This is a genomic window from Klebsiella sp. 10982 (assembly GCF_048589245.1).
GTDB classification, from domain to species: Bacteria; Pseudomonadota; Gammaproteobacteria; order Enterobacterales; family Enterobacteriaceae; genus Klebsiella; species Klebsiella quasivariicola.
Window position 1 is genome coordinate 157,526 of the sequence record NZ_JBMAXV010000007.1, and the last position, 16,127, is coordinate 173,652.

Genomic DNA, 16,127 nt, shown 5'->3' on the forward strand with positions numbered 1-16,127 from the left:
CTTAAAACAGAAAATATCGTTGCGCCATCGGCAGAACGTCTGCCGGCTCGCTGGTGATAAGTTCGCCATCCACCCGTACCTCATAGGTCTGGGCGTCGACGGTGATGTTAGGCTGCAGACTGTTGTGCACCATGTCGGCTTTCTGCACCGTACGGCAGCCTTTCACCACGGCGATCGCGCTGCGCAGGTTCAGCCGCCCGGCAACGCCATTGGCTGCCGCCGCCTGCGACAGGAAGGTGAGGCGGCAGTGATGGCGGGCGCTGCCCAGCGCGCCAAACATCGGGCGGTAGTGCACCGGCTGCGGGGTCGGAATAGAGGCATTGATATCGCCCATCGGCGCGATGGCGATCATGCCGCCTTTGATCACGGTGGCCGGTTTCACGCCGAAGAAGGCTGGTGACCAGACCACGAGGTCAGCCAGCTTACCCACCTCAATGGATCCGACTTCGTGTGCGATGCCGTGGGTCAGCGCCGGGTTGATGGTGTATTTGGCGATGTAGCGCTTCACGCGGAAGTTGTCGTTATCCCCGGTCTCCTCCGCCATCGCTCCGCGCTGCACCTTCATGCGATGCGCCACCTGCCAGGTGCGGAGAATCACTTCCCCGACGCGGCCCATGGCCTGCGAATCGGATGAGGTGAGCGAGAAAGCGCCGAGGTCGTGCAGCACGTCTTCCGCGGCGATGGTTTCCCGGCGAATACGCGATTCGGCAAAGGCCACGTCCTCGGCAATGTCCGGGTCCAGATGGTGGCAGACCATCAGCATATCGAGATGTTCATCGATGGTGTTGAGGGTGTAGGGCAGCGTTGGGTTGGTGGACGACGGCAAAATGTTCGGATGGGCGCAGGCGGTGATGATGTCCGGCGCATGGCCGCCGCCGGCCCCTTCGGTATGAAAGGTGTGAATAGTGCGCCCGCCGATGGCGGCGAGGGTATCTTCCACAAAACCGGACTCATTGAGGGTGTCGCTGTGCAGGGCGACCTGAATGTCCATTTCATCGGCGACGGTTAACGCACAGTCGATCGCCGCCGGGGTGGCGCCCCAGTCCTCATGAATTTTCAGGCCAATGACGCCCGCCGCTACCTGCTCGCGCAGGGCATCCGGCTGAGAAACGTTGCCCTTGCCCAGCAGGCCGATATTGACCGGCAGGCTGTCGGCCGCCTGCAGCATGCGTGAGATATACCACGGGCCCGGGGTACAGGTGGTGGCGTGGGTGCCCGCGGCCGGGCCGGTGCCGCCGCCGACCATGGTGGTCACGCCGGAGACCAGCGCCTCTTCCGCCTGCTGCGGACAGATCCAGTGAATATGGGTATCGATCCCGCCGGCGGTGACGATCTTGCCTTCGGCGGCAATCACTTCCGTCGCGGCGCCGATGGGGATGGTGACGTTGGGCTGGATATCGGGATTGCCGGCTTTGCCGATGGCGAAGATCCGGCCGTCCTTCACGCCGATATCGGCCTTGACGATCCCCCAGTGATCGACGATCAGCGCGTTGGTGAGCACCAGATCGACACAGTCGTCGGCCAGCATCTGTCCCTGACCCATCCCGTCGCGGATCACTTTGCCGCCGCCGAATTTGACCTCTTCCCCGTAGGTGGTCAAATCATCTTCCACTTCGATCCACAGCTCGGTATCCGCCAGGCGCACCTTGTCGCCGACGGTGGGGCCGAACATGTCGGCATAGGCCTGGCGTGAAATATTACTCATCGTTTGCCTCCAGAGGGCCCATGACCTCGCCGCGGAAGCCGAAGACGGCGCGGTGACCGGCGAAGGCCACCAGCTCGACCTCGCGTTTCTGGCCGGGTTCAAAACGTACCGCCGTGCCGGCCGGGATATTCAGGCGATAGCCAGTGGCCTGCTGACGGTCGAACTTCAGCGCCGGGTTGACCTCGGCGAAATGGTAGTGCGAACCGACCTGAATCGGCCGATCGCCGTGGTTTTCAACGACCACGCGACAGGTCGCCCGGCCGGTATTCAGGGCTATCTGACCGGGCTTAACGTGATATTCACCGGGGATCATGGCGCTACCTCAGATAATCGGGTTGTGAACGGTGACCAGCTTCGAGCCGTCCGGAAAGGTGGCTTCGACCTGGATATCCGGGATCATTTCCGGGACGCCCTCCATCACCTGCTCGCGGGTCAGGACGTGACGGCCTTCCTCCATCAGTGAGGCTACGCTTTTGCCGTCGCGGGCGCCTTCCATAATAAAGGCGCTGATCAGGGCCACGGACTCCGGATAGTTGAGCTTCAGGCCGCGAGCCAGGCGGCGTTCCGCCACCAGCGCGGCGGTAAACAACAACAGCTTGTCTTTTTCTCGGGGGGTCAGTTCCATAACGTTCTCTTAAGTCAGCCAGATTCGGGGAAGGACGGGGGATTTGCCGGTGAGATGAGGGCGCAGAAACTGCCAGATGTCGCGCATCACCTGCTGGCAAATCAGATTATCGTCACTGAGGAAACGTACCGTCAGCAGGCGGTCGGTCAGGGTGGCGCCGGCGTAGAGACCGAGCGGCGCCAGCGCGTCGCGCACCCCGTCGAGCAGGGTGTCGGTAGCCGGATAGCACAGCAAAGTGCCGACCCAGGGGCGTTCGGCAACGCTGGACAACTCTCCCTCCTGCAGGTGCAGGCGTTCGACCAGCAGCGGTATCTCATCCACCCACACTTCCAGCCGGTTGCTGAGGGTGCCATGGCTGAAGGTTTCGCCAATCACCGGGCGGCCAAGGCAGAGCAGGTCCCAGGCCAGCAGCGTGCTGGAGGCGCACAGATGAAAGGTGGTGGACAGCCGGGCATTGGCCCCGGGAAAAAAGATGGCATCCTGCGGGAGCCACTCCAGGGTCGCCTGCGGGGCAATGGTCAACTGCTGGCGCATCAGCGCTTGCGCGCCGCTGCTGCGGTAAAACTTGCTGGCGCCAGGCATGGTTATCAGCGTATGGCAGCCGGGGTCAAGATGGGCGCTAATCGTCAGCTCATCACCGCCGACGATGCCGCCGGGCGGGTGAAGCAGATAGAGGTGACAGGTCTCTTCTTCCGGGTAAAACGGGCGCTGGACGGTCAGCGGGCCGACGTGTTGGGCGCTGGCGAGAACGGTCTTGCCGCCGGCCTGCTGAAAGCGCAGATCCAGCGTGGCCTGCCAGCCTTTTTTGAGTGGTGGTAACACGGTGCCGTGCAATGTTGCGCCCCTGCAAAATCAAGATAAAACAGCAGCAATGAGTATTGATCGGTGGGTGATTATCCCGGTCATATGAAACGCTTATGTCATCCGTAACCCGGTGCGTCGTGACGGGCGCGAGGGGAAAGCGGCATAACCGCTCCGAATTATTCACCCGGATTATCTTTGTCGTCAATATCCTGATCCGCTGCCTGGCCGCGGCGGAAAAGGTGGCGGATCGGGTTGCGCCGCGCCGCCAGCCGCCAGCGCAACTTTTGCCTTTCCATACCGCTAACGCATTGTTACAAAAGGGGGATGTGGCGATGATCGCCTTTGATGGCGAGGAGGCGTAAAAGAGCGGGTGAAAGGTGCGATTCGCGCAGGAGAGTCGCCCGGCTGGCGGAGCCGGGAGGGGAGATTACTTCTGCTCTGGCGTTTTTTTCTTCTTCACTCGGGTCCAGATTTTGCTCTCCTGGCGGCGCCACAGGCGCTGAATGTTGTCGTGATGGCGCAGCAGGATCAGGCAGGAGAGCATCGACACCGGAAAGGTGTACTGCGGTTTGAACCACCAGACGTAAAACGGGGCGATCAGCGCGCTGACGATAGCGCCCAGGGAAGAGTAGCCGCTGAGCAGGATGGTCAGCAGCCAGGTCCCGGCCATCACGCCGGTCAGATCGAGACCGATGGGGGCGATAGCGCCGAAGGCCGTGGCGACGCCTTTGCCACCGCGGAAATGAAAGAAGATGGGCCAGATATGGCCTACGCAGGCGGCAATCGCCACTAAACCCAGCCAGAACGGCGTAAGGCCCAGCGCCCAGGCGCCCCACACCGGGAGCATGCCCTTCAGCACATCAAAAATAAGTACCGCTACGGCCGCCCCTTTTCCGCCAATTCGTAGTACGTTAGTGGCCCCGGGGTTGCCTGAGCCGCTGTCACGTGGGTCGGGCAGGCCAGCAAGGCGACATACCAGAATGGCGCTGGAAATGGAGCCGCAGAGGTAGGCGAGGAGTACCAGTCCAGGCGCGATTGCACTCATAACGCTGTTCCGTTTTGAAAATGTCGTTGTATTCTCTGCATCTGTGGATAATACGCATAATTCGCCGGAAGTGGTATCCGGTTTAGCTAAAAAGCAGGCAGGGCGTGATGGATATTGTATTTATAGAGCAACTTTCGGTAATCACCACCATTGGTGTTTATGACTGGGAACAAACCATTGAGCAGAAGCTGGTGTTCGATATCGAAATTGCATGGGATAACCGCAAGGCCGCTGGCAGCGATGATGTCAGCGACTGCCTCAGCTATGCTGATATCAGCGAGCGCGTGATCGCGCATGTGGAGGGGGGAAAATTCGCGTTAGTGGAGCGGGTGGCGGAAGAAGTGGCCGACCTGCTGCTGGAAACATTCCAGTCGCCATGGGTGCGCATAAAAGTCAGCAAACCTGGCGCCGTGGCTCGCGCGGCAAACGTCGGGGTGATTATTGAACGTGGCCTTAATCTGAAACAAAACTTTTCAGGTCATACTTGTTAAACAAATTGCGTTTATACCGGTCATAGCATCCGGTCATCAGGCAATTTTACTGGCGATGTCCTTCCAGAACGGTGGGCAAATTCGTGTGTACTTCCTGTACGCTGCGGATTTGGCGCGCTCTGGCTGCCGGGTTGTGCCTGTTGAACGATACCGTGTTCCTGGTTTTTTTCATTTTACTTTTTTAAAGGGTTTAATTGGATGAGCGATATACACTCGCTGCTGGTGGCGGCAATATTGGGTGTGGTTGAGGGTTTGACAGAGTTTTTACCTGTTTCCAGTACCGGTCATATGATTATTGTTGGTCACCTGCTGGGGTTTGAAGGTGATACGGCAAATACCTTTGAAGTGGTGATTCAGTTAGGTTCGATACTCGCCGTGGTGGTGATGTTCTGGCGTCGCCTGTTCGGCCTGATCGGCATCCATTTTGGCAAGCCGCCGGCGCATGAAGGTCAGGGCAGCGGTCGCTTGTCGCTTATCCATATTCTCCTCGGTATGATCCCTGCGGTGGTGATGGGGCTGATTTTCCACGACACCATTAAATCCTTGTTTAACCCCGTGAACGTGATGTACGCCCTGATTGTCGGCGGCGTATTGCTGATTGCGGCGGAAGTGTTGAAGCCGAAACAGCCGCGCGCGGTCGGGATTGACGATATGACTTATCGTCAGGCGTTCGTCATCGGCTGCTTTCAGTGCCTGGCGCTGTGGCCGGGCTTCTCCCGCTCGGGGGCGACTATCTCCGGCGGCATGCTGATGGGCGTCAGCCGCTATGCGGCATCAGAGTTCTCTTTCCTGCTGGCGGTACCGATGATGATGGGCGCCACCGTGCTGGACGTCTACAAGAGCATCGGCTTCCTGAACATGGGCGATGTCCCGATGTTTGCCGTCGGCTTCGTGATGGCGTTTATCGTGGCGCTGATTGCGATTAAAACCTTCCTGCAGCTGATCAAACGGATCTCGTTCATTCCGTTCGCTATCTACCGCTTTATCGTCGCGGCAGCGGTTTACGTGGTCTTCTTCTAAGGCCTGCGCCCTCAGCCTTGCGGCTGGGGGCAACGCTGTTCCTTCCACCGCGCCACCGCCGCAATTCTCCGCCGCGTCAGCTCCTCGCGAATCTCCGCCCCTTTAAAGCCCGCCGCCACCACCTCTTTGGTGGAGACCGACTGCGCCACTTCCCAGGCCTCCAGCAGCAGCCGCCCTTGTGGGTAATCGCTGGCCTCAAAACCGGTACGTCCGCGGACGTCGGCTTCGCTGGTGAGCGCGATCTGCTGCACGCGCTGCGGTTTGCGCCACGCGTCAATGCTGTCAAAGAGTTTGACGAGGGTTTTCGGCTGCAGGATCGGCAGGGTGTGGATTAGGTCATGGTACTCCGCCACCAGTTTCGCGAGATCGCGGATATCGTTTGGCACCCGCAGACGCGCGCAGAGTTGCTCCACCAGCTTAACTCCCGCCGGGCCATGGCCATGGTGACGCGGCCAGAGCGCTTTCGGCGTCAGCCCTTTGCCGAGGTCGTGGCACAGGGTGGCGAAGCGCACATCAACGTCCGGCGACAGCATCGCGGCCATCGTGACGGTCATCAGGGTGTGCAGGCCGGTGTCGATTTCCGGATGCCACTTCGCCGGAGCCGGCACGCCGTACAGCGCGTCAATTTCCGGAAACAGCACCTTAAGGGCCTGACAGTCGCGCAGTGTCTGGAAAAAGACCTGCGGGTTGCGAGTAGTCAATGCGTTTTCCGTCTCTTTCCACACCCGCTCCGGCGTTAAATGCGCCAGCTCGCCGGCCTCAACCATCGCGAGCATCAGGGCCTGGGTCTCTTCGGCAATGCGAAAACCGAGGTGGGCGTAGCGGGCGGCAAAGCGCGCCACGCGCAGCACGCGCAGCGGATCTTCGCTAAAGGCGGGAGAGACATGGCGCAGCATGCGCTGACGGAGATCGTTCTGTCCGCCGTAGGGGTCGATAATTGCGCCGTCGGCATCCTGGGCGAGGGCGTTGACCGTCAGGTCGCGGCGCAGCAGATCGGCCTCGAGGGTAACGTCCGGGGCGGCATAGCAGGTAAAACCGGTGTAGCCTGCGCCGGATTTGCGCTCGGTGCGGGCCAGGGCATACTCTTCCCGGCTTTGCGGATGGAGGAACACGGGAAAGTCGCGGCCTACCTGTTGATAGCCCGCGTCAAGCATCTGTTGCGGGGTGGCGCCCACCACCACCCAGTCTCGGTCTTTGACCGGCAGTCCTAACAGCGCGTCACGCACCGCTCCACCGACCAGATAACTCTTCACGCCTGATTCTCCCGTATCTGTTTTTCGCACGATGATACGTAAGTCTGGCAGAGAAGACGAATTAGTTCATCCACCGATCTTTACGTTTGCGGCTTGGCACCAGATGCGGCAGCACCAGACCGAGCAGCAGACCGACGCCCAGCACACCGCCGCCGTACATAAACCACTGCATGATAATGGTGCGCTGTTTGTCATCAAGCTGCAGATTTGCCGCGTTCACCTTCTTCTGCGCGACAACCAGCTCGTTTTTCAACTTTTGGTTTTCGTCCTTCAGCGCGTTAATCACGCTGTCGCTGCCGGCGACTTTCTTCTGCATATCCGCCGTGCGCTGGTTCCAGGTGGCGTCGATGTTATTCAGTTTATCGGTCAGCGTTTTGACCTGGTTTTCCAGATCCGGGACACGGGTGCGCAGGCTGGGCTCGTTGCTCAGCTCTTTCAGCGGGATCCAGGCGGTACGGCCATTACTGTCGCGAATTTGCGCGTAACTGGTGCTGTCGTTCGTTTGCAGTACCGACACTTCTTCCCCGGCGTTGATGGTGCCGACCAGACGATAATTATCGCCCGGGCCGCTGCGAACCCAGGTGTTCAGCTCATCGGAAACGTAGCGCTTTTCTTCTGCGTGAACCGCCGTGGCGGCGCTAAGCGCGAGCAAAGTAAAAGTAATCAGGCGTAATTTTGGCATCAGGTCATCGTTTGGTCATAAAAAGTGGAACGATAGTAGAGGCATCGCCAGAGCGACGCAAAGTTTTCCGCCACAATCGGAATCATCCAGGAGGTGGCCCGGCAAAAAGCGCGTTGCATGGCGATTCGCCGCAAAATACTATCTACTGACAAAAAATATCGTCGTAAGTTCGCCGCAATTTGTCGGCGCAGCACAGAAGCGGAAGAATTCAGTCATGGCTCAAGAAATCGAACTCAAGTTTATCGTCGCTCAGGATGGGGTAGAGACGTTGCGCGAGCAGCTCAATGCGCTCGAGGCGAAACATACGCCCGCGGGCCAGTTGCTGAACATTTACTACGAGACCGCCGATAACTGGCTACGTCGTCATGACATGGGGCTGCGCATCCGCGGCGACCAGGGGCGTTATGAGATGACGCTGAAAATCGCCGGCCGGGTGGTCGGCGGCCTGCACCAGCGCCCGGAATACAATATTCCCCTCGATAAACCGGAGCTGGCGCTTGAGCGCCTGCCGGCGGAGGTCTGGCCGCAAGGCGAGCTCCCGGCCGCGCTGGCGGATAATGTTCAGCCGCTGTTCAGTACCGATTTTGCCCGTGAGCGTTGGGTGATACAGGAAGGGAAGAGTGAGATTGAGATCGCCCTCGATCGCGGCGAAGTAAAGGCGGGCGAGCATCAGGAGCCAATCTGCGAGCTGGAGCTGGAGCTGTTCGCCGGGGAGACAGCCGATCTGCTGCGCCTTGCGCACCGTCTGCTGGAGAGCGGCGTACTGCGTCAGGGTAGCCTGAGCAAAGCCGCGCGCGGGTATCATCTGGCGCAAGGCAATGATGAGCGTCCGGTGACCCGGCTGGCGGTGCTGCCGGTGGCGGCAAAGGCCAGCGTGGAGCAGGGGCTGGAGGCGGCGCTTGAGAGTGCCCTGGCGCACTGGCTGTATCACGACGAGATCTGGCTGCGCGGCAACGCGAAAGCCAAAGTGGAAATTCTGCTGGCGATAGCCCGCGTGCGCCATGCCCTGGTGCTGTTCGGCGGCATCGTGCCGCGTAAGGCGACCACCCACCTCCGCGCGTTGCTGAACGACGCCGACGCCGTTCTGCTGGCTGCGGACACCGCCGACGAAGCGTTATTCCGCACCGAGGTCGTCGGCGCCAAACTGGCCCTGACCGAATGGCTGGTCCAGCGCGGCTGGCGTCCGTTCCTCAACGAGGCGGGAGAGAAAAAAATAGCCGGCTCGTTCAAACGGTTTGCCGATATAAACCTCTCCCGGGCGGCGGCCGAGTTGCGTAGCGCCGTGCAGCATCTGGCGGTCGAAGATGCCGCCGACCAGTTGCCGAAGCTGGCGCGCGACATCGACAGCGTCCAGCTGCTGGCGGGCGCCTATGGCGACGCCGTCGCGCCGTGGCTGGAGAACTGGCAGGAGCTTCAGCGTGCGATAGAACATGACGACCGCAGCGTCTTTGAATATTTCCGTCGCCAGGCGCTGGCTGCGGAGCCGTTCTGGCTGCATAGTGGAAAACGATAATTACAGGCCAGGGAGCCCCTATGATGCCGCTTTCTTCGCAGTTACAGCAGCACTGGCAGACGGTCGCCGACCGCTTGCCAGCGGATTTTCCCGTTGCCGAACTGAGCCCACAGGCCAGGTCGGTGATGGCGTTCAGCGATTTTGTCGAACAGAGTGTGATTGCCCAGCCGGGCTGGCTGAATGAACTGGCTCAGTCTTCACCAGAAGCAGAGGAGTGGCGGCATTATGAGGCGTGGCTGCAGGATCGCCTGCAGGCCGTCACTGACGAAGCGGGGTTGATGCGGGAGCTGCGTCTCTTTCGCCGCCAGATGATGGTCCGCATCGCCTGGGCGCAGGCGCTGTCGCTGGTGAGCGAAGAAGAGACGCTGCAGCAGCTGAGCGCGCTGGCGGAGACCCTGATTGTCGCCGCCCGCGACTGGCTGTACGCCGCCTGCTGTAAGGAGTGGGGAACGCCATGCAATGCCGAGGGGCAGCCGCAGCCGCTGCTGATCCTCGGGATGGGAAAGCTGGGCGGCGGCGAACTGAACTTCTCTTCCGATATCGATCTGATTTTTGCCTGGCCTGAACATGGCGCCACCCGCGGCGGCCGTCGCGAGCTGGATAATGCCCAGTTCTTTACCCGCCTGGGGCAGCGGCTGATCAAGGCGCTGGATCAGCCGACGCAGGACGGCTTTGTTTATCGGGTGGATATGCGCCTGCGGCCGTTTGGCGACAGTGGACCGCTGGTACTCAGCTTTGCGGCGCTGGAGGATTATTACCAGGAGCAGGGCCGGGACTGGGAACGCTACGCGATGGTGAAAGCGCGGATCATGGGCGATAACGACGGCGCCTACGCCAGCGAACTGCGCGCGATGCTCCGTCCCTTCGTCTTCCGCCGCTATATCGACTTCAGCGTGATCCAGTCGCTGCGTAACATGAAAGGCATGATCGCCCGTGAGGTGCGACGTCGCGGGCTGAAAGACAACATCAAGCTCGGCGCCGGCGGGATCCGTGAAATTGAGTTTATCGTTCAGGTCTTTCAGCTGATCCGCGGTGGTCGTGAACCTGCGCTGCAGCAGCGCGCCCTGCTGCCGACGCTGGCAGCGATTGATGAGCTACATCTGTTGCCGGAAGGCGACGCGGCGCTGCTGCGCGCGGCCTATCTGTTCCTGCGCCGGCTGGAAAACCTGCTGCAGAGCATCAACGATGAGCAGACCCAGACCCTGCCGCAGGATGAACTCAACCGCGCCAGGCTGGCGTGGGGGATGCATACCGATAACTGGGAGACGCTGAGTGCGCAGTTGGATAACCATATGGCCAACGTGCGGCGGGTGTTCAATGAGCTGATTGGCGATGATGAGGCCCAGTCCCCGGATGAGCAACTGGCGGAGTACTGGCGCGAGCTGTGGCAGGATGCGCTGGAAGAAGATGACGCCAGCCCGGCGCTGGCGCATTTAAACGATACCGATCGCCGCAGCGTGCTGGCGCTGATTGCCGATTTCCGCAAAGAGCTGGATCGGCGCACCATCGGCCCGCGTGGCCGCCAGGTGCTGGATCAGCTGATGCCGCATCTGCTGAGCGAAATCTGCTCGCGCGCCGATGCGCCGCTGCCTCTGGCGCGGATCACGCCGCTGTTGACCGGGATCGTCACCCGCACCACCTATCTTGAGCTGCTGAGCGAATTCCCCGGCGCGCTGAAGCACCTGATTACGCTCTGCGCGGCGTCGCCGATGGTCGCCAGCCAGCTCGCGCGCCACCCGTTGCTGCTTGATGAGCTGCTGGATCCCAACACCCTCTATCAGCCGACGGCGACCGATGCCTATCGCGACGAGCTGCGCCAGTACCTGCTGCGCGTGCCGGAAGAGGATGAAGAGCAGCAGCTGGAGGCGTTGCGCCAGTTCAAGCAGGCGCAGCAGCTGCATATCGCCGCGGCGGATATCGCTGGCACCCTGCCGGTGATGAAGGTTAGCGATCACTTAACCTGGCTTGCCGAAGCGATCCTCGATGCGGTGGTGCAGCAGGCATGGGGGCAGATGGTGGCTCGCTACGGCCAGCCGACCCACCTGCACGATCGCCAGGGGCGCGGCTTCGCCGTCGTCGGCTACGGTAAGCTCGGCGGCTGGGAGCTGGGCTACAGCTCCGATCTCGATCTGGTGTTCCTCCATGACTGCCCGGCGGAGGTGATGACCGACGGCGAGCGGGAGATTGATGGCCGTCAGTTCTACCTGCGGCTGGCCCAGCGGATCATGCACCTGTTCAGCACCCGCACTTCGTCCGGTATTCTCTACGAAGTTGACGCCCGGCTGCGCCCTTCCGGCGCGGCGGGGATGCTGGTCACCACCGCCGACGCGTTTGCCGATTATCAGCAGAACGAAGCCTGGACCTGGGAGCATCAGGCGCTGGTGCGCGCCCGCGTGGTCTACGGCGACCCGGCGCTGCAGGCGCGCTTTGACGCCATTCGTCGCGATATTCTGACCACTGCGCGGGAGGGCGCGACCCTGCAGACTGAGGTTCGCGAGATGCGCGAGAAGATGCGCGCCCACCTCGGCAACAAACATCCCGATCGTTTTGATATCAAAGCCGATGCCGGCGGGATCACCGATATTGAATTTATTACCCAGTATCTGGTCCTACGCTATGCCAGCGACAAGCCGAAGCTGACCCGCTGGTCTGATAACGTGCGTATTCTCGAGCTGCTGGCGCAAAACGACATCATGGACGAGGAGGAAGCGCGCGCGTTAACGCATGCGTACACTACCTTGCGTGATGCGCTCCATCACCTGGCCCTGCAGGAGCTGCCGGGGCACGTGGCGCCAGAGGCCTTCAGCCGGGAGCGTGAGCAGGTCAGCGCCAGCTGGCAGAAGTGGCTGATGGCTTAACTATAAAATCGGGTGTGCTATTATCGCGCGCAAAGTTTGCGTCTCGCAGGAGAGAGTCATGAAAGTAACGCTGCCGGAGTTTGAACGTGCAGGAGTGTTGGTGGTGGGTGATGTGATGCTGGATCGTTACTGGTACGGCCCCACCAGTCGTATTTCCCCGGAAGCCCCGGTGCCGGTGGTGAAGGTGGAAAATATCGAAGAACGTCCTGGCGGCGCGGCAAACGTGGCGATGAACATCGCCTCACTGGGAGCGACGTCGCGCCTGGTGGGATTGACCGGGATTGATGATGCCGCTCGCGCGCTGAGCCAGGCGCTGGCCAACGTCAATGTGAAGTGCGACTTTGTCTCCGTCCCGACTCACCCGACTATCACCAAGCTGCGGGTGCTGTCGCGCAATCAGCAGCTGATCCGCCTTGACTTTGAAGAGGGCTTCTCCGGCGTTGATCCGCAGCCGATGCACGAGCGCATTCAGCAGGCGCTGGGATCCATTGGCGCGCTGGTCCTCTCGGACTACGCCAAAGGGGCGCTGACCAGCGTCCAGACCATGATCAAGCTCGCCCGTGAAGCGGGTGTGCCGGTGCTGATCGATCCGAAAGGCACCGATTTCGAACGCTACCGCGGCGCGACGCTGCTCACCCCGAACCTCTCTGAGTTTGAAGCGGTGGTGGGCAAGTGTCAGGATGAAGCGGAGATCGTTGAACGCGGCATGAAGCTTATCGCTGAATTCGAACTGTCAGCGCTGCTGGTGACGCGCTCTGAGCAGGGGATGACGCTGCTGCAGCCGGGCCGTCCGCCGCTGCATATGCCGACCCAGGCCCAGGAAGTGTACGACGTGACCGGCGCCGGCGACACGGTGATTGGCGTGCTGGCGGCGACCCTGGCCTCCGGCAACACCCTGGAAGAGGCCTGCTATTTCGCTAACGCCGCGGCGGGTGTGGTCGTTGGCAAGCTGGGTACCTCCACCGTATCTCCTGTCGAGCTGGAAAACGCGGTCCGCGGCCGGGCCGAGACCGGCTTTGGCGTGATGAGCGAAGCCGAACTCAAACAGGCGGTTGCGGCAGCGCGTAAGCGCGGCGAGAAAGTGGTGATGACCAACGGCGTTTTCGACATTCTGCATGCCGGCCATGTCTCCTATCTGGCGAATGCGCGCAAGCTGGGCGACCGTCTGATCGTGGCGGTTAACAGCGATGCTTCCACCAAACGTCTAAAAGGTGACAGCCGCCCGGTGAACCCGCTGGAACAGCGGATGATCGTGCTGGGGGCGCTGGAGGCCGTCGACTGGGTGGTCTCCTTCGAAGAAGATACTCCGCAGCGCCTGATCGCTGGCATCCTGCCGGACCTGCTGGTGAAAGGCGGCGACTATAAGCCGGAGCAAATCGCTGGTAGTGAAGAGGTTTGGGCTAATGGCGGTGAAGTGCTGGTGCTCAACTTTGAAGATGGCTGCTCAACTACCAATATTATTAAGAAAATACAAAAAGATAGCGACAAATAAGCTTTTCGCTATTCACCGATTTGTACGGTGAAGCATCACGGCCTGCGATAGACATATCGCGGGCCGTTTTTATTTAATGATGTGGAAAATGATTTGGCGCAATAAATAATCAGATTGAGCGCATTTTTCGTACAAAACGCGCTAGGGTAAGGATAAATACTGAAGTGAGTAAAAGGCATATGACTGATCAGAACATCCACCGCTGAAGGAGTATGCGCATGAACCATAACGATATGTATTCAATGAAGAATTTTGATTTCCTGGCGCGGAGTTTCGCCAGAATGCACGCCCAAGGCCAACCAGTTGATCTTCAGGCCATTGTCGGCAATATGGATGAAGAACATCGTGAATGGTTTTGCCAGCGCTATGAACTGTACTGTCGCCAGGTGAGTAACCAGGTGGAAGCCGCGCACTAAGCCAAACGCCAAACGGGCCCCTGAGGGCCCGTTTTTTTACTGCTGCTCTTCGCTGCCAGGCGTCGCTGCCGGGCGGTTTTCGAGGTCATTCAGACGCTGCTCCAGCAGCGCCAGTTTTTCGCGAGTCCGCAGCAGCACCTGGGTCTGCACGTCAAACTCTTCGCGACTAACCAGATCCAGACGGGTCAGCTGCGACTGCAGTGCCTGGCGGATTTTCTTCTCAACATCCTCACCCAGATCGCGAAGTCCTTTTGGCATCGACTCATGGACCTGGCGGGCGATTTGTTCAATTTTTTTCGGGTCAATCATGGTGGTTTCCTGCTCGGGTCGGATGATTGATCATTGTAGTGCGAACCTGGCCGCCTATAAACCAGAAATGTTTGAAGCTTATGCATTGCCGAGGATAGTCAATAGCGTTATAGTTATCTCGCTTATTCTCAGGGCGGGGCGAAATTCCCCACCGGCGGTAAATCAACCATGGCGTTGAAAGCCCGCGAGCGCTTCCCGTGACTACGGGAAGGTCAGCAGATCCGGTGTAATTCCGGGGCCGACGGTTAAAGTCCGGATGGGAGAGAGTAACGACACAGTCGGGCCACAGCCCGCTCGCGTTGACTTTTGCCGCTAAACCGGCACTCCTAAGACTGCCCTGATTCTGGTAACCATAATTTTAATGAGGTTTTTTTACCATGAATCAGACGCTCCTTTCTTCTTTTGGTACCGCTTTTGAACGTGTGGAACACGCTTTGGACGCCCTGCGCGAAGGCCGCGGTGTGATGGTGCTTGACGATGAAGACCGTGAAAACGAAGGCGATATGATCTTCGCCGCCGAAACCATGACCGTTGAACAGATGGCGCTGACCATTCGTCACGGCAGCGGCATTGTGTGCCTGTGCCTGACCGAAGATCGTCGCAAACAGCTGGATCTGCCGATGATGGTGGAGAACAACACCAGCGCCTACGGCACCGGCTTTACCGTGACCATCGAAGCGGCCGAAGGTGTGACCACCGGCGTCTCCGCTGCCGACCGCGTGACCACCGTCCGCGCGGCCATTGCCGACGGCGCGAAACCTTCCGATCTCAACCGTCCTGGCCACGTTTTCCCGCTGCGTGCGCAGCCGGGTGGCGTACTGACCCGCGGCGGCCACACTGAAGCCACTATCGACCTCGTGACCCTGGCTGGCTTTAAACCCGCAGGCGTGCTGTGCGAGCTGACCAACGACGATGGCACCATGGCGCGCGCGCCGGAGTGCATCAAGTTCGCTCAGCAACACAATATGGCAGTAGTCACGATTGAAGATCTGGTGGCCTACCGTCGCGAACATGAGCGTAAAGCCAGCTAATTAGCGGTTTTTGACGCCAGCGAACACAGCCCACCTTGTCGTGGGCTGTGTTGTTTTTGCGCCTCAACCAATGCCCATCGTCTGGAGCACCACCAGGCTTAACCCCATCACCGACATCCCGCACAGGACGCCATAGCTCGGGTTGCTCTGCGGGTCGATCTCTTTTGCCAGCGGCATCAGTTCATCGACCGACAGCGCTACCATAATGCCGGCCACGGCGGCCATGATCGCCCCCATCACCAGCGGCGAGATCAGGCTGCCGAGAATCAGCCACGCCAGCACGCCGCCTAATATTTCCGCTATGCCGGAAAGCCCGGCCCAGAGCACCGCCTTGCTGCGCGATCCGGTAGCGGCATACACCGGTCCGGCAACCGCCAGCCCTTCAGGAATATTGTGCAGAGCGACGGCAAGCGCAACGCCCATGCCAAGCTCCAGGTTATTGCTGGCCGTGACATAGGTGGCAATGCCTTCCGGAAAGTTGTGCAGACTGATCCCCAGCGTCAGAAGAATAGCGGTGCGGCGTAAATTGCGCGGACGCGGCGCGGTGGGAGTCATCAGATCCTGCGGGTGAGCGTGTGGCAGCAGGCGGTCGAGGCCAAAATAGCCCAGCAGACCGATAACAAACATGCCGTAACCGAGCAGCGGCGACATTTGCTCGGTAGCCAGCGCTGCCGGCAGCATTTCCATTAATGAAATCAATAGCATGATGCCGGCGGCAAAGCCGAGAGAGAAACCAAGCAGCCGATTAGATGGTTTTTGGCCAATCACGCCGAATATGGCACCAATAAATGTTGCGCTGCCAGCTAACAGTGTCAATATCAAGGGCGATGACATCACTTCTCTCCCGGTAAAATAAGTGCATACGCGTATATTGCATGAGGAT

Annotated in this window: 17 protein-coding genes, 2 pseudogenes and 1 riboswitch; of the genes and pseudogenes, 8 read left to right on the top strand and 11 right to left on the bottom strand. The window is 60.0% G+C overall.

The window, feature by feature from the left end; genetic code table 11:
- Position 1: 1 nt before the first annotated feature.
- The 4 genes from ureC to ACKLKD_RS08955 are packed head-to-tail and all read right to left on the bottom strand — an operon-like array spanning position 2 to position 3,164.
- A complete protein-coding gene (gene ureC / locus ACKLKD_RS08940) occupies positions 2-1,705 on the bottom strand; it encodes an urease subunit alpha (protein ID WP_080897349.1) in 1,704 nt (567 codons plus the stop codon).
- Positions 1,698-2,018, bottom strand: coding sequence for an urease subunit beta (locus ACKLKD_RS08945; RefSeq protein WP_022064951.1), 321 nt, complete (start codon positions 2,016-2,018; stop codon positions 1,698-1,700). Before ACKLKD_RS08945 ends, ureC begins: the two co-directional genes overlap by 8 nt.
- A gap of 9 nt (positions 2,019-2,027) precedes the next feature.
- Positions 2,028-2,330, bottom strand: a complete 303-nt coding sequence (locus tag ACKLKD_RS08950) for an urease subunit gamma (RefSeq protein ID WP_002916871.1) — start codon at positions 2,328-2,330, stop codon at positions 2,028-2,030.
- Positions 2,331-2,339: 9 nt separating this feature from the next.
- Complete coding sequence (locus ACKLKD_RS08955; RefSeq protein WP_025710517.1) at positions 2,340-3,164, bottom strand: urease accessory protein UreD; 825 nt, start codon at positions 3,162-3,164, stop codon at positions 2,340-2,342.
- Here ACKLKD_RS08955 and ACKLKD_RS08960 point away from each other — a divergent pair.
- A pseudogene (locus tag ACKLKD_RS08960) lies at positions 3,154-3,237 on the top strand (short-chain dehydrogenase); the annotation flags it as partial. The gene ACKLKD_RS08955 and the pseudogene ACKLKD_RS08960 sit on opposite strands and share 11 nt — an antisense overlap.
- A gap of 73 nt (positions 3,238-3,310) precedes the next feature.
- Here the strand turns inward: ACKLKD_RS08960 and ACKLKD_RS08965 are convergent.
- Positions 3,311-3,430 (bottom strand): hypothetical protein, encoded by a 120-nt coding sequence (locus ACKLKD_RS08965; protein WP_165931763.1) that lies wholly within the window; start codon positions 3,428-3,430, stop codon positions 3,311-3,313.
- Between the two features lie 131 nt (positions 3,431-3,561).
- Positions 3,562-4,179, bottom strand: a complete 618-nt coding sequence (plsY, locus tag ACKLKD_RS08970; RefSeq protein WP_025710515.1) for a glycerol-3-phosphate 1-O-acyltransferase PlsY — start codon at positions 4,177-4,179, stop codon at positions 3,562-3,564.
- Positions 4,180-4,286: 107 nt separating this feature from the next.
- Between plsY and folB the strand changes: the two genes are divergently transcribed.
- Entirely contained in the window at positions 4,287-4,670 is a 384-nt protein-coding gene (gene folB, locus ACKLKD_RS08975; protein ID WP_025710514.1) for a bifunctional dihydroneopterin aldolase/7,8-dihydroneopterin epimerase, read from the top strand.
- Positions 4,671-4,868: 198 nt separating this feature from the next.
- Positions 4,869-5,690 (top strand): undecaprenyl-diphosphate phosphatase, encoded by an 822-nt coding sequence (bacA, locus tag ACKLKD_RS08980; RefSeq protein ID WP_004144532.1) that lies wholly within the window; start codon positions 4,869-4,871, stop codon positions 5,688-5,690.
- Positions 5,691-5,701: 11 nt separating this feature from the next.
- Here bacA and ACKLKD_RS08985 read toward each other — a convergent pair whose 3' ends face one another.
- Entirely contained in the window at positions 5,702-6,943 is a 1,242-nt protein-coding gene (locus tag ACKLKD_RS08985) for a multifunctional CCA addition/repair protein (RefSeq protein WP_087805859.1), read from the bottom strand.
- Positions 6,944-7,004: 61 nt separating this feature from the next.
- Entirely contained in the window at positions 7,005-7,625 is a 621-nt protein-coding gene (locus ACKLKD_RS08990; RefSeq protein ID WP_002916862.1) for a TIGR04211 family SH3 domain-containing protein, read from the bottom strand.
- Positions 7,626-7,839: 214 nt separating this feature from the next.
- Here ACKLKD_RS08990 and ACKLKD_RS08995 point away from each other — a divergent pair, with 214 nt between their 5' ends.
- Genes ACKLKD_RS08995 through hldE form a run of 3 tightly spaced genes read left to right on the top strand, consistent with a single transcriptional unit; the run spans position 7,840 to position 13,488 of the window.
- The gene (locus ACKLKD_RS08995) at positions 7,840-9,138 is read left to right on the top strand and encodes an inorganic triphosphatase (RefSeq protein WP_025710512.1); all 1,299 of its coding nucleotides are present in this window, start codon (positions 7,840-7,842) and stop codon (positions 9,136-9,138) included.
- A 20-nt stretch (positions 9,139-9,158) separates the two neighbouring features.
- Positions 9,159-11,996: a bifunctional [glutamate--ammonia ligase]-adenylyl-L-tyrosine phosphorylase/[glutamate--ammonia-ligase] adenylyltransferase gene (gene glnE, locus ACKLKD_RS09000; protein WP_080897351.1), complete on the top strand. Its 2,838-nt coding sequence runs from the start codon at positions 9,159-9,161 to the stop codon at positions 11,994-11,996.
- A 58-nt stretch (positions 11,997-12,054) separates the two neighbouring features.
- Positions 12,055-13,488 (top strand): bifunctional D-glycero-beta-D-manno-heptose-7-phosphate kinase/D-glycero-beta-D-manno-heptose 1-phosphate adenylyltransferase HldE, encoded by a 1,434-nt coding sequence (gene hldE / locus ACKLKD_RS09005; protein WP_025710510.1) that lies wholly within the window; start codon positions 12,055-12,057, stop codon positions 13,486-13,488.
- Between the two features lie 80 nt (positions 13,489-13,568).
- Here hldE and ACKLKD_RS09010 read toward each other — a convergent pair.
- A pseudogene (locus ACKLKD_RS09010) lies at positions 13,569-13,715 on the bottom strand (hypothetical protein); the annotation flags it as partial.
- On the opposite strand from ACKLKD_RS09010, the gene glgS reads away from it, so the two are divergent.
- Positions 13,707-13,904, top strand: a complete 198-nt coding sequence (gene glgS / locus ACKLKD_RS09015) for a cell surface composition regulator GlgS (RefSeq protein ID WP_042928986.1) — start codon at positions 13,707-13,709, stop codon at positions 13,902-13,904. The pseudogene ACKLKD_RS09010 and the gene glgS sit on opposite strands and share 9 nt — an antisense overlap.
- Before the next feature lie 36 nt (positions 13,905-13,940).
- Here the strand turns inward: glgS and ubiK are convergent, their stop codons facing one another.
- The gene (gene ubiK, locus ACKLKD_RS09020; protein WP_002916856.1) at positions 13,941-14,213 is read right to left on the bottom strand and encodes a ubiquinone biosynthesis accessory factor UbiK; all 273 of its coding nucleotides are present in this window, start codon (positions 14,211-14,213) and stop codon (positions 13,941-13,943) included.
- Between the two features lie 120 nt (positions 14,214-14,333).
- Positions 14,334-14,485: riboswitch (FMN riboswitch) on the top strand.
- A gap of 105 nt (positions 14,486-14,590) precedes the next feature.
- On the opposite strand from ubiK, the gene ribB reads away from it, so the two are divergent.
- Positions 14,591-15,244 carry a 3,4-dihydroxy-2-butanone-4-phosphate synthase gene (ribB, locus tag ACKLKD_RS09025; protein WP_004174356.1) on the top strand — a complete coding sequence of 218 codons (654 nt, stop codon included), beginning with the start codon at positions 14,591-14,593 and terminating at the stop codon, positions 15,242-15,244.
- A gap of 63 nt (positions 15,245-15,307) precedes the next feature.
- On the opposite strand, the gene zupT is transcribed toward ribB, so the two are convergent.
- Positions 15,308-16,078 (bottom strand): zinc transporter ZupT, encoded by a 771-nt coding sequence (gene zupT, locus ACKLKD_RS09030; protein ID WP_025710508.1) that lies wholly within the window; start codon positions 16,076-16,078, stop codon positions 15,308-15,310.
- Positions 16,079-16,127: the final 49 nt, after the last annotated feature.